Annotated in this window: 19 protein-coding genes; 16 read left to right on the top strand and 3 right to left on the bottom strand. The window is 38.2% G+C overall.

The window, feature by feature from the left end; translation table 11 throughout:
* The first annotated feature begins 22 nt into the window (after nucleotides 1-22).
* The 4 genes from rpmH (at nucleotide 23) to bglS (ACN0NP_RS03950) (ending at nucleotide 1,910) form a co-directional block, all read left to right on the top strand.
* The gene (gene rpmH, locus ACN0NP_RS03965) at nucleotides 23-157 is read left to right on the top strand and encodes a 50S ribosomal protein L34 (RefSeq protein ID WP_002885866.1); all 135 of its coding nucleotides are present in this window, start codon (nucleotides 23-25) and stop codon (nucleotides 155-157) included.
* A 125-nt stretch (nucleotides 158-282) separates the two neighbouring features.
* Entirely contained in the window at nucleotides 283-492 is a 210-nt protein-coding gene (locus ACN0NP_RS03960) for a CsbD family protein (protein ID WP_021143215.1), read from the top strand.
* A gap of 158 nt (nucleotides 493-650) precedes the next feature.
* Entirely contained in the window at nucleotides 651-824 is a 174-nt protein-coding gene (locus tag ACN0NP_RS03955; protein ID WP_423217605.1) for a hypothetical protein, read from the top strand.
* A 372-nt stretch (nucleotides 825-1,196) separates the two neighbouring features.
* A complete protein-coding gene (gene bglS, locus ACN0NP_RS03950) occupies nucleotides 1,197-1,910 on the top strand; it encodes a beta-glucanase (protein ID WP_021143213.1) in 714 nt (237 codons plus the stop codon).
* Between the two features lie 198 nt (nucleotides 1,911-2,108).
* Here bglS (ACN0NP_RS03950) and ACN0NP_RS03945 read toward each other — a convergent pair whose 3' ends face one another.
* Nucleotides 2,109-4,520, bottom strand: coding sequence for a GH36-type glycosyl hydrolase domain-containing protein (locus ACN0NP_RS03945; RefSeq protein WP_423217604.1), 2,412 nt, complete (start codon nucleotides 4,518-4,520; stop codon nucleotides 2,109-2,111).
* A gap of 20 nt (nucleotides 4,521-4,540) precedes the next feature.
* Nucleotides 4,541-7,240, bottom strand: coding sequence for a GH36-type glycosyl hydrolase domain-containing protein (locus ACN0NP_RS03940; RefSeq protein WP_423217603.1), 2,700 nt, complete (start codon nucleotides 7,238-7,240; stop codon nucleotides 4,541-4,543).
* Between the two features lie 378 nt (nucleotides 7,241-7,618).
* Between ACN0NP_RS03940 and ACN0NP_RS03935 the strand changes: the two genes are divergently transcribed.
* From ACN0NP_RS03935 to dltD, 12 genes are all read left to right on the top strand, one after another.
* Nucleotides 7,619-8,986 (top strand): ABC transporter substrate-binding protein, encoded by a 1,368-nt coding sequence (locus ACN0NP_RS03935; RefSeq protein WP_024344375.1) that lies wholly within the window; start codon nucleotides 7,619-7,621, stop codon nucleotides 8,984-8,986.
* Between the two features lie 156 nt (nucleotides 8,987-9,142).
* The gene (locus tag ACN0NP_RS03930; protein ID WP_423217602.1) at nucleotides 9,143-10,087 is read left to right on the top strand and encodes a carbohydrate ABC transporter permease; all 945 of its coding nucleotides are present in this window, start codon (nucleotides 9,143-9,145) and stop codon (nucleotides 10,085-10,087) included.
* Nucleotides 10,087-10,932: a carbohydrate ABC transporter permease gene (locus ACN0NP_RS03925; RefSeq protein ID WP_021143207.1), complete on the top strand. Its 846-nt coding sequence runs from the start codon at nucleotides 10,087-10,089 to the stop codon at nucleotides 10,930-10,932. The genes ACN0NP_RS03930 and ACN0NP_RS03925 overlap by 1 nt, the downstream gene beginning before the upstream one ends.
* A 23-nt stretch (nucleotides 10,933-10,955) precedes the next feature.
* Entirely contained in the window at nucleotides 10,956-11,900 is a 945-nt protein-coding gene (locus ACN0NP_RS03920; RefSeq protein ID WP_423217601.1) for a family 16 glycosylhydrolase, read from the top strand.
* A 93-nt stretch (nucleotides 11,901-11,993) separates the two neighbouring features.
* Complete coding sequence (locus ACN0NP_RS03915) at nucleotides 11,994-12,254, top strand: LPXTG cell wall anchor domain-containing protein (protein WP_423217600.1); 261 nt, start codon at nucleotides 11,994-11,996, stop codon at nucleotides 12,252-12,254.
* A 78-nt stretch (nucleotides 12,255-12,332) separates the two neighbouring features.
* On the top strand, nucleotides 12,333-12,914 hold the full coding sequence (gene bglS / locus ACN0NP_RS03910; protein WP_423217599.1) for a beta-glucanase: 582 nt from the start codon (nucleotides 12,333-12,335) through the stop codon (nucleotides 12,912-12,914).
* Between the two features lie 105 nt (nucleotides 12,915-13,019).
* Nucleotides 13,020-13,814, top strand: coding sequence for an AraC family transcriptional regulator (locus tag ACN0NP_RS03905; RefSeq protein ID WP_243602855.1), 795 nt, complete (start codon nucleotides 13,020-13,022; stop codon nucleotides 13,812-13,814).
* Nucleotides 13,815-14,077: 263 nt separating this feature from the next.
* Nucleotides 14,078-14,200, top strand: a complete 123-nt coding sequence (locus ACN0NP_RS03900; RefSeq protein WP_021143201.1) for a teichoic acid D-Ala incorporation-associated protein DltX — start codon at nucleotides 14,078-14,080, stop codon at nucleotides 14,198-14,200.
* A gap of 15 nt (nucleotides 14,201-14,215) precedes the next feature.
* Nucleotides 14,216-15,751 (top strand): D-alanine--poly(phosphoribitol) ligase subunit DltA, encoded by a 1,536-nt coding sequence (gene dltA / locus ACN0NP_RS03895; RefSeq protein ID WP_423217598.1) that lies wholly within the window; start codon nucleotides 14,216-14,218, stop codon nucleotides 15,749-15,751.
* Complete coding sequence (gene dltB, locus ACN0NP_RS03890) at nucleotides 15,748-17,010, top strand: D-alanyl-lipoteichoic acid biosynthesis protein DltB (protein ID WP_423217597.1); 1,263 nt, start codon at nucleotides 15,748-15,750, stop codon at nucleotides 17,008-17,010. The genes dltA and dltB overlap by 4 nt, the downstream gene beginning before the upstream one ends.
* Before the next feature lie 30 nt (nucleotides 17,011-17,040).
* A complete protein-coding gene (dltC, locus tag ACN0NP_RS03885; protein WP_021143198.1) occupies nucleotides 17,041-17,280 on the top strand; it encodes a D-alanine--poly(phosphoribitol) ligase subunit DltC in 240 nt (79 codons plus the stop codon).
* Nucleotides 17,273-18,538 (top strand): D-alanyl-lipoteichoic acid biosynthesis protein DltD, encoded by a 1,266-nt coding sequence (gene dltD, locus ACN0NP_RS03880; protein WP_074629835.1) that lies wholly within the window; start codon nucleotides 17,273-17,275, stop codon nucleotides 18,536-18,538. The genes dltC and dltD overlap by 8 nt, the downstream gene beginning before the upstream one ends.
* 43 nt (nucleotides 18,539-18,581) lie before the next feature.
* On the opposite strand, the gene ACN0NP_RS03875 is transcribed toward dltD, so the two are convergent.
* Complete coding sequence (locus tag ACN0NP_RS03875; RefSeq protein WP_134775657.1) at nucleotides 18,582-19,463, bottom strand: LysR family transcriptional regulator; 882 nt, start codon at nucleotides 19,461-19,463, stop codon at nucleotides 18,582-18,584.
* Nucleotides 19,464-19,500 lie beyond the last annotated feature (37 nt).

Genomic DNA, 19,500 nt, shown 5'->3' with positions numbered 1-19,500 from the left:
AATCTATGAGGAGGTATTCATCGTGAAACGTACTTATCAACCAAGTAAAATCCGTCGTCAACGTAAACACGGATTCCGTCACCGTATGTCAACTAAAAACGGACGTCGCGTGCTTGCTGCTCGTCGTCGTAAAGGACGTAAAGTTTTATCTGCATAATGATAAATCATCCGCCAGTGCTCGAGTCTGGCGGTTTTTATTTTATGATTTTTGAAAGCGGATACTTTACTTATCTAATCGAAAATGCTAGACTTTAAGTAACTTAAAGATTGGAGGACACATGTATGTCTGACGAAAAATATAAAGCAAAATTAGATCAAGTTAAGGGCGGTCTCAAACAAGGTTTGGGAAAAGTAACTGGTAATAAAAAGCTAGAAGCTGAAGGCTTTGTTGAAAAGACAATTGCTAAGGGAAAAGAATTGGTTGATGACCTCAAAGAAGGCTCAGAAGGAGCTATCGATACTATCAAGAAATCATTAGATAAAAAGAAATAATACGATTTACCACAGTTTCATGAATGAAATTGTGGTTTTTTATAAAATTTTTTCATATTTTTTGAAAAAAGTATAAAAATCTGGCGAAAAATGTAGTATAATATAAATGTAAGCGTTTTATGAAAAACGCAAGATAAAGAATTTGGGAGGGTGAGTTGATGAAAGAAGTTAGCCTTTATATCAGAATCATTAATTTTATTTTGCTGGTTTTAGCGCTTTTAGATAGTGGTGTTAAAAGTGTACTTATTTTAGCAGTAGTTATTTTATTCTTGTCAGCTTTACTGCAGGGGATTTTGTCTTATAAGCGAGTAAAATTAAGTCATCAGTCTTGATTTTCTTAACCTTTATAAAAGGTCTTCTTAGAGCTATTTTACTTAAAATGGTTCCAAGAAGACTTTTTCTTTTTTCTCTTGATGTCATAAATCTGATATTTTTTTAGAGAAAGTAATATAACAGGTTTAATGAAAGCGCTATACTATTGACATAACGGAAAAACGGAGGATTTTAAAGAGAAACAAAAATTTGTGTGACTAGCATCTTTTCAGGATTATGAAAAAGAATTTGCCCCATTTTTAAAAATCGTTGTCGGTTAGAAAAAGTGAATTTGACTAGATTTGCTTATCTCTTGCAAATCTGGTAGAGGAGATTAGTTCCTTTTTCTGCCAGAACTTTACTTTTGAAAATGTTTAAACTGAGGTATTACTATGTTGAAAAAAGTTAGTTGTTTAATTGTTCTCTTATTAGCTTTCTTTGGGATTTCGCAAAGTGTTTCTGCGCAAAGTAAATATCACTATAGTCAAGAACTAAATGGCTATAACGGTGGTACCATGGAACTTCGTAGCGGAACGAATGGCGGTATGTTTAATTGCCGTTGGGATCCCGCAAACGTTGGTTTTAACAACGGTCTTATGAACCTTAAAATTGGAAGTGATGGCCGCGGAGGCTACACTGGTGGTGAATGGCGTAGTAGAGAACGCTTTGGATATGGTCTTTTCCAAGTGAATATGAAACCCATTAAAAATCCAGGTGTTGTTTCTTCATTCTTTACTTACACTGGTCCAAGTGATGGAACAAAGTGGGATGAAATTGACATTGAATTTTTAGGTAAAGATACTACTAAAGTTCAATTTAACTACTATACTAGTGGTCAAGGAAATCACGAATACCTTTATAATTTAGGATTCGATGCTTCTCAAGGATTCCATACTTATGGTTTTGATTGGCAAGCAGACCATATTACTTGGTATGTTGATGGAAGAGCTGTTTACACAGCTTATAACAATATTCCTAGCACACCAGGTAAGATTATGATGAATGCTTGGCCTGGAACTCATGAAGTAGATTCTTGGTTAGGCGCTTATAATGGTTGGACTCCTTTATATGCTTATTATGACTGGATTAGTTATGATAAATTTTAATTAAGTTATTGTTAGCGACATAACAGTCTGTTTTTACTTAACTGATTGAAACTACACTCCCCAAACAAATCGGTTAACTCCCCCAAAAATAACTCTTTAAAATCACTCTTACTAAAACGTTAAAAGAAGAAAGAACTGAATGATTTCAGTCCTTTTTTTGATAGCTAAAAAGCTGAGACTTAGTCTCAGCTTTTGTTTTTATAGGGTAAGAGTGATTTGGTTGGTTTCTTTTAGGAGGTCTTCAGGAATGTAGGCTTGGTCAAGTTCTTGACCATTGAGGATGAGTTTTGTAAAGCCTGTTTCCTTATGATTTGGATTTTCCACAGTGATGTGAAGTTCTTTGCCACGGAAGATTTTGGTCATGCTGAAAGCATCCCATTCTTTTGGAATGGCTGGTGAGAGTTTTAGACCACCTAAGTCTGGTCGAAGTCCTAGGATCCCTTCTACGCAGCCAACCATAACAGTTGAAGCTGTACCAGTTAGCCAGTGGACGTGTGAGCGTCCAAAATGTGGGCTAGCAGGACCTTCTGTAAATTGACCGTAGCAGTAAGGTTCTAGTTGACGGATGTCTGCGCGGTCGTTTTGGGCAGCGGGAGCATTTTCCATAAAGTAAGTAAAGGCACGTTGTCCTTGTCCGCGTAGTGCTTCAGCTAGGATTAGCCAACCTTGTGATTGAGAGAAGATACCAGAGTTTTCTTTGGTGCCTTGGTTATAGATAACAGCAAGAGCGCCGTCGAAAGCGTGAGCGTGATATGGTGGGTTCATGAGGATAGCACCATAATCTGTGTTAAGCTGTTCAAAAACATTATTCATAGCGAGGTCTGCTTGTTCTTTGTCAGCAAAGCCACTGATGACAGCCCAGCTTTGTGGGTTTAGCCACATATTAGCTTCTGGGTCATCAGCTGCGCCGATACGTTCACCTGCTTCGGTGAAACCACGAATGAAGCGGTCATTATCCCAGCAGAGGTCTTGAATTTTTTGTCCCATTTTATCTTGTTCAGAGTCAAGGAAAGCAAGGTAGTCAGTATCGTTTTTGGCTTTGGCAAATTCACGCAAGACGCTTAGGGCATAGTAGAATTGCAAAGCGACAAATGATGATTCACCATTGGCACCGAGGCGAAGACAGTCATTCCAGTCAGCGTAAAGCCCAGCAGGCATGCCGTGAGGTCCGAGGTGGTCAAGTGAGAACTGAACAGCAGCTTTTAAATGTTCGTAGACACTTGCTTCTCTTTTATTGGCAAATGGAATCACTTCATCAAGGAAGGCAAGGTTTCCTGTTTCAGAGATGTATTTGTAGACTGTTGGAAATAGCCAGAGGGCATCGTCTGCACGGTAGGCTGGGTGACCAGTTTCTTGAACATAGGATGCGTCATCTGGTGTGTCTTCGTGACCTGGGTTGTGGGTGAATTTTACAAGAGGAAGTCCCCCACCGTTATCGACTTGAGCTGATAGCATGAAACGAATCTTTTCAGCTGCCATTTCAGGTTTCAAGTGAATGATACCTTGGATGTCTTGGACAGTATCGCGGTAGCCATAGCCGTTACGAAGTCCGCAGTAGATAAATGAGGCGGCGCGTGACCAGATGAAGGTCATGTAGCAGTTGTAGGCATTCCAGGTATTGAGCATGGTGTTGAATTCTGGACTTGGTGTTTGGACTTGAAGGTTAGTTAAGCGGTCTTCCCATTCATCTCGAAGTTCTTGAATTTCAGCTTCAACAGTTTTTGCTGGATTAGCGTAATGAGAGATAATGTCAGCAGCTTCTTGGGATGTTTTTTCACCAAGGAGAAAGACAAGTGTTTTACTTTCTTGTGGTTCAAGTGTGATTTTGCTTGAAAGAGCACCACAAGCATTTTCGTTGTAGCTTGTTTGGTCACCAAGATTTCCAGATGTGACTCCTTCAGGTTTGTCGTAGCCGTTGTAGTCACCTAAGAAGTTTTTTTTGTCTCCACAATATGAGCTAACCTTTGCACCACCAAGTCCAAAGAAGCGTTCAGTGACATTTTTTTCGTCCACTTGTTCGCTATCATTAAGGGTGTCAAGATTTCCGTGAATTTGTTGGACGATACGGTCGCCTTGGAAAAGGGTGCGCGTGATGAAAAGTGAGTATTGAAGGTTGACTTGGTCTTGCTCGTAGTTGCTGTGGTTGGTAAATTCAGCGTAGCCTGTTAGTGTGAGATGACGAGCTTGCTCAGAGCGGTTAGTAACGGTGATTGCCCAAACTTCATAGCTTTTGTCTTTTGGAACGTAGTAGGTAGCTTTTGAATGAATGTCAGAGTAATCAGCAATCATCTTAGTGTAGCCCATCCCGTGGTGGCACTCACTATGATAGTCTTTTAAATCTTTACCAACAGGTTGCCATGATGCAGACCAGAAGTCTTTATTGTCATCGTCACGCAGGTAGATGTAGCGACCTGGTTGATCAAAATTGTTGAAAACATAGCGCAAAATACGTCCATTAGCACCAGATTTTGCAAAACTGTATCCGCCAGCGTTATTTGAAATGATAGCACCGTATTCAGGTGAGCCAAGATAGTTGACCCAAGGTTTGGGGGTGTTTGGGTGAGTGATAACATATTCGCGATTGTCATCGTCAAAGTAGCCGTATTTCATGAGAGAGTCCTTTCTGTTTTTTAAGCTAGTGTAATGATAATTTCGTGGGTATCGTCAGAGAGTTCTGTGAGTTTATCTTTTGTGATAAAAGCAAATGCGTCATCAGTGATGTCGATTTCTTGGTTATCACAGACAGCTTTTTTGATGATATATTTTCCAAAATCTTTTTGATTTGGGTTATCGTAGTGAATATGGAATGTCTTATCGGCAAATTGTACGGTGATGCTTGCGCGCCCTTTGTCATCGAATTGTTCTGCAAGAAGTTTTGGATAAAGGACAAGGTCACCAGCTTTTCCGTGAACACCGAAAGCTTCTGTCACCATTGTCAGCATGTACCAGCTAGCAGCTCCAGTTAGGTAGTGGTAAACACCACGACCGTCAGCACGGAAGTATTCAGGAATACCTGGATAGATTCGACTTGTTTCAAAGTTGAGAGCTGTGTCTGCTAGAGTTTTAAGAGCTTTCCAGCCTTCTTTTGCAAAGCCACGACGATAAAGGGCATTGGCGTACATGACTGTCATGTGAGAAAAGACTGCCCCGTTTTCTTTTTCACCATAAGCAAATCCAAACATGCGACCAAGGTCGGTTTTGATTTCTTTGAAGTCGGTATTTAGACGATAGCCACCGATTTCTTGGCGGTAGAGGTAGTGGTCAGCACTAGCTGTGATTTTGCGGATTTGTTCATCCGTAGCAACAAAATTCATGATAGGAAAGACTTGTCCAGTCAACATCATGTGCATACGGTCGTTGTAGTAGCCATCAGTTGGTTTACCACTATTGTCGTAGTAGCTGTTGTAGCAGCCTTCGTGTTCATCAAAATCAAGCCATTCTTGTTTTTGCAGATGTTGGCGAAGCCAAGCAGCTTTTTGAATGAGATTTAGTGCCAACTCAGAAAGTGAAATTCTGATTTTACGTCCAGTAACGTTGTGGCGGCATTGGTTAGTGTAGGCTTCGAGGATTTGGTGTTTACGTTTAATATTATCGAAAATGTCTGAGTCATTTTTGAGCAAAAGACCGATTTCTTCGAGGATTTCAACAGAATCTGTGCCAGTTTGACTTTCTAGTAGACGAATGAGGCTTGCAAGGTCCATCAGATTTCCAGAATAAGCAGCAGTAAAGGCAACACTTTCTCCGTGGTCATTAGCCATATCGAGCGCATCGTTCCAATCAGCTCCGCGTAGGCGGTAGATATTGTGGTCACCAACTTCGTAAAATCCAGTCAAATGTTGGATAAGCAAGTGTTCGAGGATGCTACCAGTGTAGACGCTGTTGTCAGAAGTGCGTTGTTCATTGCCATAGTTATCATTCCAATCTTGGTCGATTTCAGTGCCACGTTTGACGTGAGGGTCTTTGAAGTATGAGACTTCTTTGGTCAAAATATCGACGTCACCTGTTTGGTCGATGTAGAGTTTTGTGGTCATTAATGGCCAAAGCGCGTGGTCCATCCAAACACGAGTAATGCCATTACGGTCAGCAATGAAATTGCCGTCACCATCACCGATGATTGTGGCATTTGTGCCATCAAGACGAACTCCCTTGTAGTTGTTGATAATCATATCGCCAACAGTTTTTGGTTCCATAAGTAGGAGTGAAAGGCAGTCCTGCCAAAGGTCGCGCCAACCACGTCCGCCACGTCCATAATCGTGATGTGGCAAGAATGAGCAACCAAATAATCGACGTAAGAATGGTTGGAAGCAAACCCATTTCATGTAGCCATCAAAGTCGCTGTCTCCAGTTTTAAAATCAACACCAACTTTTTCTTGCCAGTAATCTTTTGTTTCTTGCAGTGCTTTTTCAACGGTAGCAAGGCTTTTGTATTTTTCAGCAACAGTTTGAATCGCTTTTTCTTTGTCATTGATTCCCATTAATAGGATAAATGTCTTGCTTTGACTAGCAGCTAGGGTGAAGGTTTCAAATTTGAAAGCTCCCATGGCTTCGCGACCATCGATGTGCGTATCTGCAGTCACACCTTCTATGTCTTTATAAACAGCAGCTGGGTGAGTAAATGTTCCGCCTTCTCCGATAAATGTTTCTACAGTAGGGTAGAATGTTTTTGGTGTTTTTTCTTTGTCATCAAATCCAAGAACATAATAAATTTGGTGATTGAGTTGGTGACCGCGTTCGTCAAATGACATTGTCGGGCAAACTAAGACACCTTCGTCTGTAGTTTTGATTCGGTGCAACATAGATGTGACGTTTCGGTGGTCACGGATATTGTCAGCACTACGTCCGAAAATTGGAACAGCACCGTAAGCAGTTAATTTTTGGTCAGTGTCTGACAAGTTTTCTAATGTAACGAGCATGATTTCGACATTTTCATCTCGTGGCACAAAGGATGTGATTGTTGATTTTAACGGCATGTTTGCTGCTGTGCGTTCAATTTTGTGCCACATAAAGCCAGCCTCAACAGAGTTTTTTTCTTCCTTATCGGAAAATCTGAGGGCTTCTTGCTGTGCTGATGCACCAGTTGCAGAAAAGACATTTCCATTATTGTCACGGACCCAAAAATTACGCGTTGAGCGATTATTATGGAGATTGTCCACGCTGACAGGTTCTAATAAGAAAGTATCTTGATTGATTTTGGCATCGCCTCCTAGATTTGGAGTGACTGCGCTTTTTAGTCCAATTTCTGAAGCAAGTGGAAAGTACAAAGAACTGATATTTTCTGCTTGGGAAAGTTTGAAATCCCCTTTGTTGTTAGTAAATGTTAATGGCTTCATAGTTATCTCCTTTATCTTCTGCCCATATTCTAGACGAAATTGAATTTAGAGAAAATAAAAAAGAAGAGAAAAATATCATATTTATGATATTAACTTGCTTGATATCAAATTTCTTACACAAGTACTTTTATTAGTATAATAGGAAGAATAAAGTTAGAGAAATGGCTGTAAATGTTGATATAACAACGAAATGGCGCACTTCTATGTAAGGGTTTACGTGTTAAAAAGATTAAAAAATAATTATTTTCTATAAAAACTTTTTCAATCAAGGTCATAAAAATGATATTTTTTAAAATATTATAATATAACCCTCCTCGTAATCGGGGTATAATGCAGTTACAAAAACAAGAGGGGAAACCTCAAAAAAGGAGAAGGATTATGAACAAAAAAGTAAGCGCTTTTATAGCGATTGCTCTTGCAGCAGGGACAATGGTTGGATGCTCTTCTAAATCAAGTTCATCAGCTTCAGGTGAGGAAGGAAAAGTCATCAATGTTTATTCTTGGAATGATGAATTCCGCCAACGTGTTGAAGCCGTTTATCCAGAAGTTAAAGAAACTTCTAAAGACGGAAGTGTTACTAAACTAAAAGATGGTAGTGAAATTCACTGGATTATCAATCCAAACCAAGATGGTGTTTACCAACAAAAATTGGATGAAGCTCTTGAAAAACAAGACTCAGCATCTGCTGATGACAAAGTTGATATTTTCCTATCAGAAACTGACTACGTTTCAAAATACACTTCTAAAGAAGCAAATGTTGCAATGCCTTTGAAAGACTTGGGTATTAATCCTAAGAAAGATTTGGCAGACCAATATGACTTCACTAAGCAAACAGCTTCAGATGAATCTGGTGTTCAACGTGGTTCAACATGGCAAACTTGTCCAGGTGTTCTAATCTATCGCCGTGATATTGCAAAAGCAGTCTTTGGTACAGATGATCCAACGGCAGTTGGTGAAAAAGTTAAAGACTGGGATACAATGAAAGCAACAGCGCAAGAACTTCTTGATAAAGGCTACTACACATTTGCATCATACGCTGATACATTCCGCTTGTATGGTAATAGCATTTCTAAACCATGGGTTGAAGATGGTTCAACAACAGTTCGTGTTGACCCACAAATTATGAATTGGGTTAAAGATTCTAAAGAATGGCTTGATGCTGGTTACTTCAATAAAACAGTTAAAGGTCAATGGACTGACGATTGGAACAAAGCAATGGGTTCACAATCTAAAGTCTTCTCATTCTTGTTCCCAGCTTGGGGTATTGACTTTACTTTGAAATCAAATTGGGATGGTGCAGACGGCGATTGGGCTGTTACAAATCCACCACAAGAATACAACTGGGGAGGTTCATACATTCATGGTGCTGAGGGTACAGACAATCCTAAACACGTTAAAGCCATCATTAAAGCTTTGACAGCTGACAAAGATAACCTCTTGAAGATTTCTAAAGAATACCAAGACTTTACAAATACTAAATCTGGTATGGAAGCAGCTGCTAACGATGATAGCTTCAAGTCTGATTTCCTTGGTGGTGAAAATGCTTATTCATACTACGCACCAGTTGCAGAAAAAATTAAAATTGCACCATTGTCATCTTATGACCAAGGTTGTGTTGAGTTGATTCAAAACTCATTTAATGACTACCTTCAAGGAAAAGTAAGCTTCAACAAAGCCAAAACAAACTTTGAAACAGCCATTAAAGAACGTTATCCAGAAATTACAGATGTTAAATGGCCAGACTAAACTGATTTAACATTTGGCTCACAACCGTTTTAGATTGTTACGTTATTTCATAAAGTTTTTGGGAATTTAGGTAGACCTTGCGGGGGTGAGTTAGAAAATCTTTTCCAAGTGAAAAATTTTCTAGCTTGCTCCCTGTATTTTAGAGGAGTGATAGAGATGAAAAAAAGACGTAAGCGTATAGATTATGGAAAATGGGGATATATTTTTATCCTGCCATTCTTCTTGATATTCTTTATTTTCTCTTTTATCCCATTGGTGGACACTATTCGTTATAGTTTCTTTGAATATTATCGTTCAGGGATGAGAGAAATCGGACCAAATTTCGTCGGTCTAGAAAATTATATCAGCTTATTGCATTCAGATATGCTGAAATATGCAGCAAACACCATGATTTTGTGGCTAATCGGATTTATTCCACAGATTGTAATTGCCTTGGTGCTTGCTAACTGGTTTGTGGATGCTAGACTGAAAATTCGTGGTCGACAATTTTTCAAGGTTGTTATTTATTTGCCAAACCTAATCATGGCGTCAGCCTTTGCCATGTTATTCTTCACACTCTTTTCAACAAATGGTCCAATTAATTCAATCCTAGAATCATTTGGTTGGATTAAAGAGCCGATTGATTTCATGGGCTCAACTTTTGGAACACGTTCATTGGTTGGTGTGATGAACTTCTTGATGTGGTTTGGTAATACAACAATCATGTTGATGGCTGCTATCATGGGAATTAGTCCTGATATTTTTGAAGCAGCTGAAATCGATGGTTGTAACAGTCGCCAACGTTTCTTCTATATCACTTTACCAATGATTCGACCTATTTTAGCTTATACTTTGATTACGTCAATTATTGGTGGTTTGCAAATGTTCGATGTTCCACAAATTTTGACAAATGGTCAAGGTTCTCCAGACCGTACTTCAACAACTTTGATTATGTTCTTGAATAATCACTTGAAGAGCAAGAACTACGGTATGGCAGGTGCACTATCAGTTTATCTCTTTGTGGTTAGTGCGATTCTTTGCTGGTTTGTTTATCGTATGACTAACAATGAAATTAAAATGACTAAACATCAATTGAAACACAAAGGTAGAAAGGCGAAATAATGTCAACACAAGCGAAAAATAGATTACGTGTTATTGTGGCACATTTTGTATTAATTACCTTATCATTTATGTGCCTGTTCTTCTTTTATATCCTGATTATCAATGCGACTCACTCGCATGCAGAGTTGCAAAAAGGTTTCTCAGCACTACCTGGTGGTTCATTATTTGATAATCTGAGCAAGGTGGCAAATGATGGTAGCTTCCCAATGTTTCATGGAATTTTAAACAGCTTGATTATTTCAGGTTTGACAGCTGCTATCTGTACTTATTTTTCTGCGTTAACTGCTTATGGTTTATATGTTTATGACTTTAAGTTGAAAAAAGTTGCCTTTACATTTATTTTGGCGATTTTGGTTATGCCTACACAAGTCACTTCAATGGGGTTCTTGCGCTTAATCACTAATATGGGCATGTACGACAGCTGGCTTCCATTGATTATTCCATCAGTAGCTTCACCTGCAGTCTTCTATTTCATGTATAGTTACTTGGAATCATCTTTGCCACTATCATTGGTAGAAGCTGCGCGTATTGACGGCTCAAATGAATTTAGAACATTTAATACAATTGTTCTTCCAATCATGAAACCAGCCATCGCGGTTCAAGCAATCTTTACCTTTGTTGGTTCTTGGAATAATTACTTCATTCCAGCCTTGGTTATCCAAACTAAGAGCAAGATGACTGTGCCAATTTTGATTGCAACATTGCGTGGCGCAGATTACATGAACTTTGATATGGGTAAAATTTACACCATGATTTTGGTAGCAATCGTGCCAATCATTATCGTTTACCTTTTCCTTTCAAAATACATTATTGCCGGTGTTACACTCGGTGGTGTTAAGGAATAATTTTACGAGAAAAAGGAGATTTCATGACCAAGAAAGATGTCGTAAAGTACATTTGCTACGCAACTGCCTTATGTAGTTTACAGGTTGGAGCTGTGGTCGTATCAGCAGATGATGTCAACAATGCGATACCAACAGAAAATGCACCACTTGTGACAAATAATCAAAATACTACTACAGAAGAAAACGTAAGCGAAACGACTAATCAGTCTCAAATACTTAATCAAACATCAGAAGTCCAATCTGTTCTTTCTGATAATCAATCTGAAGTAGATCAAACAACGGTTGCTTCAAATCAAAATCAAATTTCTAATCAATTGACGGCTACAAATGATACACAAAATTTAAGTGTCATTCAGCTAGCAGCGACGGGAGATAATGGTTCAGATAGCGATGAACCAACTAAACCTGAGCAAGTTCTTCATACTGATGACTATCGTGTTGATTTTGATAACTATGATGATGAAACAATGGAGCGTTCAGATTGGTTCAACGGTGATCCGTTTGATTGTCGTTGGGTACCAGATAATACAGTTGTCAACGGCGGTACGTTAACACTGACAATTGACCAAAATAACACTCGTGCTTATCGTTATAATGGTGCTGAATGGCGCACACGTGAATTCTTTGGTTACGGCATGTATTCTGTGCGTATGCAGCCAATTAGTAATCCAGGTGTAGTGTCATCATTCTTCACTTATACTGGACCAAGTGACAACAACCCTTGGGATGAAATCGATATTGAATTTCTTGGCAAAGATACGACAAAAGTTCAGTTTAATTACTATACAAATGGTGTTGGTGGGCATGAGTATCTTTATGAATTAGGTTTTGATGCATCAAAAGCCTATCACGTTTATGGATTTGATTGGCAAGCTGACCACATCACATGGTATGTTGATGGTGTTGCGGTTTATACAGCAACTGAAAATCTTCCAGTGACACCAGGAAAAATCATGATGAATGCTTAGCCAGGAATTGGTGTTGATGATTGGTTAGAAGCATTTGATGGGCAAACGCCACTCGTAGCCTATTATGATTGGGTTACTTACAATTCTAATCAGGTGAAAGGAGAAGAAATTGTTGGAACTTCTCCTCAAACAACAATTGAAAGTACTGCTCAAGAAGTAGTAACTTCTTCTCCTGTATCTGTTGCTAGTGTCTCAGCACCATCGCTTCCAACATCAACTCCTGTTAAAAGTTCTTTCATTGTTTTACCAAAAACTGGTGAACGCCCAAGTCAATTATTGACAGTTGCTGGAGTTTTAGTAGCATTTCTTAGCTTCTTAATCTCGCCTTTTAAAAAGAACAATAATCATTTTTAGAAAGTTAAAGTAATACGTATGAAAATCAACCAACAAAAGCAATTTAAGACTTCTTTTAGAGCATATGATCCAAGTTATATGGAGCTAAGGACGGGTGCCAATGGTGATATGTTTGATTGCACTTGGCAACCTGATAATGTTAGTTTTACTGATGATGGTCTAACCTTGAAAATTGATAAAGACCAAGATGGCTATACTGGTGGTGAGTGGCGTACGAGAGAGTATTTCCATTATGGACGCTATCAAGTGCGGATGAAAGCCATTAAAAATACTGGCGTTGTCACTTCATTTTTTACCTATACTGGACCGACAGATGGTACAAAATGGGATGAAATCGATATTGAATTTCTTGGCAAAGATACGACAAAAGTTCAATTCAATTATTTTACTGATGGCGTTGGCAATCATGAATATCTTTATGACCTAGGTTTTGATGCGTCAGAAGACTGGCACACTTATGGTTTTGAATGGCAAGAAGACCACATCACATGGTATGTTGATGGCAAAGCTGTTCATACGGTGACTGAAAATCTCCCAGTAACACCAGGAAAAATCATGATGAATGTTTGGCCAGGAATCGGTGTCGATGATTGGCTAGATCCATATGATGGAAAAACACCGTTATATGGGCATTACGACTGGATTCGTTATGATAAATGATTGTACATTAAAAAATCTCCACTAATCATGGAGATTTTTTATCAAACACATTTTTATGTGGTAAAATGGTAAATAGACAGTAATCGTTTACAAAAGGAGATTGAAATGAATTTCAAGGATGAGTGGAGACTTTTAGCGATAAGCGATAATATGGATGACGTAGAACATCGTCCCATGACAGAAGAGTACTTATTTTACCAAGCAGTCGCAACAGGTGATGTTGAGGCTGTTCGTAAAAATTGTGAACAAGAGCGCTTTGTCTCTGAAGATGGTGTTGGAACTTTATCACGCAATCCTGTTACAAATCTAAAATACCATTTTGTGATTACGACAGCCATGATTACCCGCATGTGTGGACAAAATGGCATGGAATTGGAGCAGGCATTTAGACTCAGTGATTTTTACATTCAAAAATTAGATGACCTTCATACTGTTCAAGAGGTGCAAAATTTGCACGACGAAATGGTCATCGACTACACTGAGCGCATGCGACGTGAGATTCAAAAAGATGTCATTTCAAAACATGTGTCAGATTGTAAAGACTACATTTATTGTCACATTAAAGAACGTATCACAGTCGAGCAACTCGCAAATGAATTTGGTATTTCAGCAAGTTATTTATCACGTCTGTTCAAAAAAGAAGTCGGCATTTCCGTCAGCAACTATGTCAAAAATAAAAAGGCAGAAGTTGCGAAAGATTTGTTGAAGTTCAGTGATTATTCGATGATTGAGATTGCAAACCATTTATCATTTTCATCTCAAAGTCATTTTATTCAACAGTTTAAAGAAGTTGTCGGAATGACACCTAAAAAATATCGTGACACTCACCACAATGTGAAGTGGAACGAGAAAATTTGGCCTGAAAGCGACAAAAATACACCAGATACTAAGGCAATGTAAATTTTAGTCAATAAAATGAACATCTGAGGCAGTAGTCTCAGATTTTTTTGCTTATCTTACAGCTCTGTAAGGACATTTTTTTCGATTCGTTATAAACTAGAAGTATAGAAAATTGCCACAGTTTTGCCTTAGTTTTTCAACAATTTGCACGGACATTTTACTAAGCGCTTACCTATAATAAGTAACATGGCTCTTTTTAAATTGAATGTAATAATACAAAAGAGCATCGGCTATTAACAGTATTAATTTAGTGGGGAGATTGCATGAAAGAAACTGGTCGATTTATATTAAAAACCTTGTTTTATTTCTTGATTTTTATGATTTTGATTTATTTTTTTGGTTATCTTGGGCGTGGTCAAGGTAATTTCATCTATAACGAGTTCTAGAAAGGTAAACGATTCATGTTACGCGATATGATTGAAAGCATTGAGCATTTTGCTCAAACACAGGGTGATTTTCCTGTTTATAACATTTTGGGAGATGTTCATACTTACCGTGATTTAAAGGAAAATTCAGATTCACTAGCAGCTTATATTGATTTGTTGAAGTTGGAAGAAAAGTCCCCAGTTCTTGTTTTTGGTGGACAAGAATATGAAATGTTAGCAACATTTGTGGCTTTGACAAAATCTGGTCATGCTTATATTCCAGTTGACCAACACTCAGCTCTTGAGCGCATCGAAGCAATTTTAGAAGTTGCAAAGCCAAGTTTGATTATTGCTGTTGATGATTTTCCAATAGAAGTTTCAGTTCCAGTGATTAAGTTGGAGCAGTTAAAAGATATCTTTGCACAAAAATCAGACTACGAGTTGACACACTCAGTTAAAGGTGACGATAATTACTACATCATCTTCACGTCTGGAACAACAGGCAAGCCAAAAGGTGTGCAAATTTCTCATGATAATTTGCTAAGTTTTACGAATTGGATGATTTCTGACAAAGAATTCTCAGTTCCACAACGTCCACAAATGCTAGCGCAACCGCCGTATTCATTTGACTTGTCAGTGATGTACTGGGCACCGACTCTTGCATTTGGTGGGACACTTTATGCTTTGCCAAAAGATTTAACAACTGACTTTAAACGTCTGTTTGAAACAATCAATCAATTGCCGATTGGTGTGTGGACGTCGACACCATCATTTGTAGATATGGCTATGTTGTCAAATGATTTCAACCAAGAAACATTGCCAAATTTGACGCATTTTTACTTTGATGGGGAAGAGTTGACTGTTAAGACGGCTCAAAAATTGCGCAGTCGCTTTCCAAAAGCACGCATTGTTAATGCTTATGGTCCAACAGAAGCGACAGTTGCACTTTCTGCCGTTGCGATTACAGATGAGATGTTAGAGACTTGTAAACGTCTGCCGATTGGCTACACAAAAGCTGATTCACCGACTTTTGTTATCGATGAAAATGGCAAAGCTGTGCCAAATGGTACGCAAGGTGAAATCATTGTGTCTGGTCCAGCAGTATCTAAAGGTTATCTCAATAATCCTGAACGCACCAAAGCAGCCTTCTTTGAATTTGAAGGTTTACCAGCTTACCACACGGGAGATTTGGGTGTGATGACTGACCAAGGCTTGCTACTTTATGGCGGACGCATGGATTTCCAAATTAAGTTCAACGGATACCGTATTGAGCTTGAGGAAGTTTCACAAAATCTTAACAAATCAGATTACATCAAGTCAGCTGTTGCTGTTCCTCGTTACAATAAAGACCACAAGGTTCAAAATCTTTTAGCCTACGTTGTGCTAAAAGAAGGCGTTGCTGAACAATTCGAACGCCAGCTAGATATCACAAAAGCCATCAAAGAAGACTTGAAAGATATCATGATGGACTACATGATGCCTTCAAAATTTATTTACCGTGAAAGCTTGCCTCTAACACCAAATGGGAAAATTGACATTAAAGGCTTGATGAATGAGGTAAATAATCGATGATTACTATTTTTCATCAATTGCCACATTTGGAAGCGTATGGTAATCCACAGTATTTCTTTTATCTGATTTTGGCAGTTTTACCTATTTTTATCGGACTATTTTTCAAACGTCGTTTTCCAATTTATGAAGCTCTAGTAAGTCTTGCGTTTATCATTTTGATGCTTACGGGAAAAGATTTGAATCAGATTATTTCCTTGCTAGCTTATGTTGTTTGGCAAGTTGTTTTGGTTTTTGCTTACCAGCTTTATCGTAAAAAATACGATAACAACTGGGTCTTTTATATCAGTGTCTTTTTGGCTATTTTGCCTTTAGTTTGGACAAAAGTCACACCTTTAATGACTATTGATAATCATCAATCACTTTTCGGATTTTTAGGAATTTCCTATTTAACATTCCGTGCGGTTGGGACGATCATGGAAGTACGTGACGGTGTCCTGAAAGAATTTAGCCCATGGCAATTTTTGCGATTTATGCTTTTTATGCCGACCTTTTCAAGTGGACCGATTGACCGTTTCAATCGTTTCAATGAGGACTATGAGAACATTCCTGAAAGAGATGAGCTCTTAGATATGCTTGAAGAAAGCGTGCATTATTTGATGTTAGGTTTTCTTTACAAGTTTATTTTGGCATATATCTTTGGCACTTTGTTGTTGATACCGTTGAAAGAAATGGCTTTGCAAATGGGTGGTATCTTCAATATTGCGACGCTTGGTGTTATGTACACTTATGGACTTGATTTGTTCTTTGATTTTGCAGGCTACAGCATGTTTGCTCTTGCCATTTCAAATCTTATGGGAATTAAAAGCCCAGTCAACTTTAATCAACCCTTTAAATCTCGTGATTTGAAAGAATTTTGGAATCGTTGGCACATGAGCCTTTCTTTCTGGTTCCGTGATTTTGTCTTTATGCGTTTAGTTAAAGTGTTGGTTAAACACAAAGTCTTTAAAAATCGTAACGTAACCTCAAGTGTTGCTTATATTATCAACATGCTAATCATGGGATTCTGGCACGGTTTGACTTGGTATTACATTGCTTACGGCTTGTTCCACGGAGTTGGTCTTGTGATTAATGACGCTTGGGTCCGTAAGAAGAAAAAAATCAATCGTGACCGTAAAAAACAAGGTTTGTCTCCTCTTCCAGATAATAAGTGGACACAAGGTCTTGGAATTTTCATCACATTTAATGTTGTGATGTTGTCATTCTTACTATTTTCAGGGTTCTTGGATCAATTGTGGTTTCCAAAACCACCTGTGAAATAAGATATTTTATTACTAAAAAGGAGTTAAAAAATGGATATTAAATCAGAAGTGCTAGCAATTATTGATGATCTTTTTATGGAAGATGTGTCTGACATGATGGATGAAGATTTGTTTGACGCAGGAGTCCTTGATAGCATGGGAACTGTTGAGCTAATCGTTGAGCTGGAAAGTCATTTTGACATCAATATTCCAGTTTCAGAATTTGGTCGCGACGATTGGAATACAGCTAATAAAATTATTGCTGGAGTAGAGGAGCTTCGTAATGCTTAAACGCCTATGGCAAATCCTAGGACCAGTTATCTGCGCGGTGTTGATGGTTGTGATGCTGTTAGCTTGCGTACCATCGTCAACACATTCACATTCTTTAAAAGCGGAGAAAAAAGATGCTGTTTCTTTAACCAAAACTGGTTTTAAGAGTAAGTACAAGAAAGTACGTGCTTTGAGTGATTCAAAACATCGTTTTGTTCCTTTTTTCGGCTCTAGTGAATGGTTGCGCCTTGATAAAATGCACCCGTCAGTGCTCGCTGAAGCCTATCATAGAAATTACACGCCGTATTTGCTTGGACAAAGAGGTTCGGCTTCTTTAACGCACTATTTTGGCATTCAACAGATTAATAAAGAGTTGAAAAATAAGCAAGTCGTATATTTTATTTCACCGCAATGGTTTACGGCTAAAGGTGCAAATGCAGCAGCTTTTCAAGAATTTTTCAGCAGCGGACAAGCGATTGATTTTTTACAACATCAAACAGGTTCAGCTTGTGACCGCTACGCTGCTAAACGATTTTTGAAACTTTATCCTGAGTCATCTTATCAAGATTTGATGGAAAAAGTTGCAGCAGGTAAATCCTTAACCAAAGCAGAGCTAAAAAAACTCAGCTACAAAGACATGCTTTTCCAAAAAGAAGACGTCCTGTTCAGCCAGTTATCAATTGTGGATAACTATGATGGAACCGTCAAACCACAAGCTAAGTTGTTACCAGAAAATTTGACTTATCCACAACTTGAAAAAATAGCGACTGCAGATGGAAAAAAAGCAAGTAGTGGCAACAGTTTTGGCATTGATAATACCTTTTACAATTTGCGTATCAAGCCACAATCTAAGCGTTTAAAAAATTCTCAGACGAGATTTAACTATCTAAAATCACCAGAATACAACGATTTGCAGCTCGTGCTAAATCAATTTGCCCAAAATAATACGGACGTACTTTTTATTATTCCACCAGTTAATAGCAAGTGGTCTGACTACACAGGTCTTAATCAAGATATGTATCAAAAATCAGTTGAAAAGATTAAATACCAGCTGAAAAGTCAAGGATTTAACCATATTGCTGATTTTTCAAAAGACGGTGACAAAGCTTACTTCATGCAAGACACTATCCACATGGGTTGGAATGGTTGGGTTGCTATGGATAAAGCTGTGAAACCTTTCTTGGATAAAGGAAATACAAGACCAACTTATCAGATTAACAACCGATTTCTAAGCAAAAAATGGGCTAAATACACTAAAAATCCTAGTTCATTTTATTAAAAATGAAACGAAAACCTCAACCCTTTTGGGTTGAGGTTTATTTTTATGAAACTTTTTCGATTAAAGTAATAAGTTGTTTGATTTCCTCTGATAAGCCAGCGTATTTTGAGTGAGCGTAGCTGACATAAAATGAAATGCTATCTTCTTTGGCAAGAGGAATCTTGACCAGTTGGTCAGAATCACTGCTAAGAGCGATGTCAGATAGCAGTGAAATTCCCATATTTTCTGCTACCATTTGCTTGATGACTGAGACATCATCGATTTTAAAAAGGATGTTTGCTTGGTCGTGGTAGCGGTGGTTGAGCTGATTGAATGCTGTCAAATGCATATTGTGCTCATCGAGTAGAATAAAGTTTTCAGAGAGAATATCCTGAAATGCAAGCTCTTTTCGGTCTGCTAGTGGGTGATTCTTAGAAAGTACCACGTAGAATTCTTTTTTGAAAAGTTGTTTGATAACCAGTAAATCGTTTTTGATTGGCGCAAGTGAGCCCAACAAACTAAAATCGATTTGCCCATCAAGTAATTTCATCATGAGACTATTTGAACCACCACGAATGGCTTTAACTTGTGAAAATGGTGCTAAATCTTCATTTTGCTGCAACAATTCTGTCAAAATGTAATTGCAGATAATCGGTGGAAAACCAACGGTCATCATAGGATTGAGTGACTGGTGCACCTCATTAACAGCTGTTTTGATTTGCAGTAAGACATCTTCAACGTGACTTTGAAAAATATCTCCTTGCAAGGTTAATTCAGCCGTGCGGTGTGATGGGTCTTTGATGATTAAATCACAACCTAATTCTTTTTCCAAGCGCTTGATAGCGTAAGAAATCGTTGGTTGACTGACTTTGAAATATTGTGCAGCACCAGTATAAGATTTTAATTTTCCAAGCTGGTAAAAATATTCTAAATCACGTAAATTCATGCTTACCTCCTTGCCTTATTTTACCATAATCTTTTTC

Source organism: Streptococcus equinus (assembly GCF_049393805.1).
Taxonomy (GTDB): domain Bacteria; phylum Bacillota; class Bacilli; order Lactobacillales; family Streptococcaceae; genus Streptococcus; species Streptococcus equinus.
This window is presented reverse-complemented; position numbering and strand designations above follow the sequence as displayed.

What these genes read in the sequence shown, in the direction of transcription:
- ACN0NP_RS03960 (WP_021143215.1), top strand. Translation starts at nt 283, where the DNA reads ATGTCTGACGAAAAATATAAAGCAAAATTAGATCAAGTTAAGGGCGGT.
- ACN0NP_RS03955 (WP_423217605.1), top strand. Translation starts at nt 651, where the DNA reads ATGAAAGAAGTTAGCCTTTATATCAGAATCATTAATTTTATTTTGCTG.
- bglS (WP_021143213.1), top strand. Translation starts at nt 1,197, where the DNA reads ATGTTGAAAAAAGTTAGTTGTTTAATTGTTCTCTTATTAGCTTTCTTT.
- ACN0NP_RS03945 (WP_423217604.1), bottom strand. Translation starts at nt 4,520, where the DNA reads ATGAAATACGGCTACTTTGACGATGACAATCGCGAATATGTTATCACT.
- ACN0NP_RS03940 (WP_423217603.1), bottom strand. Translation starts at nt 7,240, where the DNA reads ATGAAGCCATTAACATTTACTAACAACAAAGGGGATTTCAAACTTTCC.
- ACN0NP_RS03935 (WP_024344375.1), top strand. Translation starts at nt 7,619, where the DNA reads ATGAACAAAAAAGTAAGCGCTTTTATAGCGATTGCTCTTGCAGCAGGG.
- ACN0NP_RS03930 (WP_423217602.1), top strand. Translation starts at nt 9,143, where the DNA reads ATGAAAAAAAGACGTAAGCGTATAGATTATGGAAAATGGGGATATATT.
- ACN0NP_RS03925 (WP_021143207.1), top strand. Translation starts at nt 10,087, where the DNA reads ATGTCAACACAAGCGAAAAATAGATTACGTGTTATTGTGGCACATTTT.
- ACN0NP_RS03920 (WP_423217601.1), top strand. Translation starts at nt 10,956, where the DNA reads ATGACCAAGAAAGATGTCGTAAAGTACATTTGCTACGCAACTGCCTTA.
- bglS (WP_423217599.1), top strand. Translation starts at nt 12,333, where the DNA reads ATGGAGCTAAGGACGGGTGCCAATGGTGATATGTTTGATTGCACTTGG.
- ACN0NP_RS03905 (WP_243602855.1), top strand. Translation starts at nt 13,020, where the DNA reads ATGAATTTCAAGGATGAGTGGAGACTTTTAGCGATAAGCGATAATATG.
- ACN0NP_RS03900 (WP_021143201.1), top strand. Translation starts at nt 14,078, where the DNA reads ATGAAAGAAACTGGTCGATTTATATTAAAAACCTTGTTTTATTTCTTG.
- dltA (WP_423217598.1), top strand. Translation starts at nt 14,216, where the DNA reads ATGTTACGCGATATGATTGAAAGCATTGAGCATTTTGCTCAAACACAG.
- dltB (WP_423217597.1), top strand. Translation starts at nt 15,748, where the DNA reads ATGATTACTATTTTTCATCAATTGCCACATTTGGAAGCGTATGGTAAT.
- dltC (WP_021143198.1), top strand. Translation starts at nt 17,041, where the DNA reads ATGGATATTAAATCAGAAGTGCTAGCAATTATTGATGATCTTTTTATG.
- dltD (WP_074629835.1), top strand. Translation starts at nt 17,273, where the DNA reads ATGCTTAAACGCCTATGGCAAATCCTAGGACCAGTTATCTGCGCGGTG.
- ACN0NP_RS03875 (WP_134775657.1), bottom strand. Translation starts at nt 19,463, where the DNA reads ATGAATTTACGTGATTTAGAATATTTTTACCAGCTTGGAAAATTAAAA.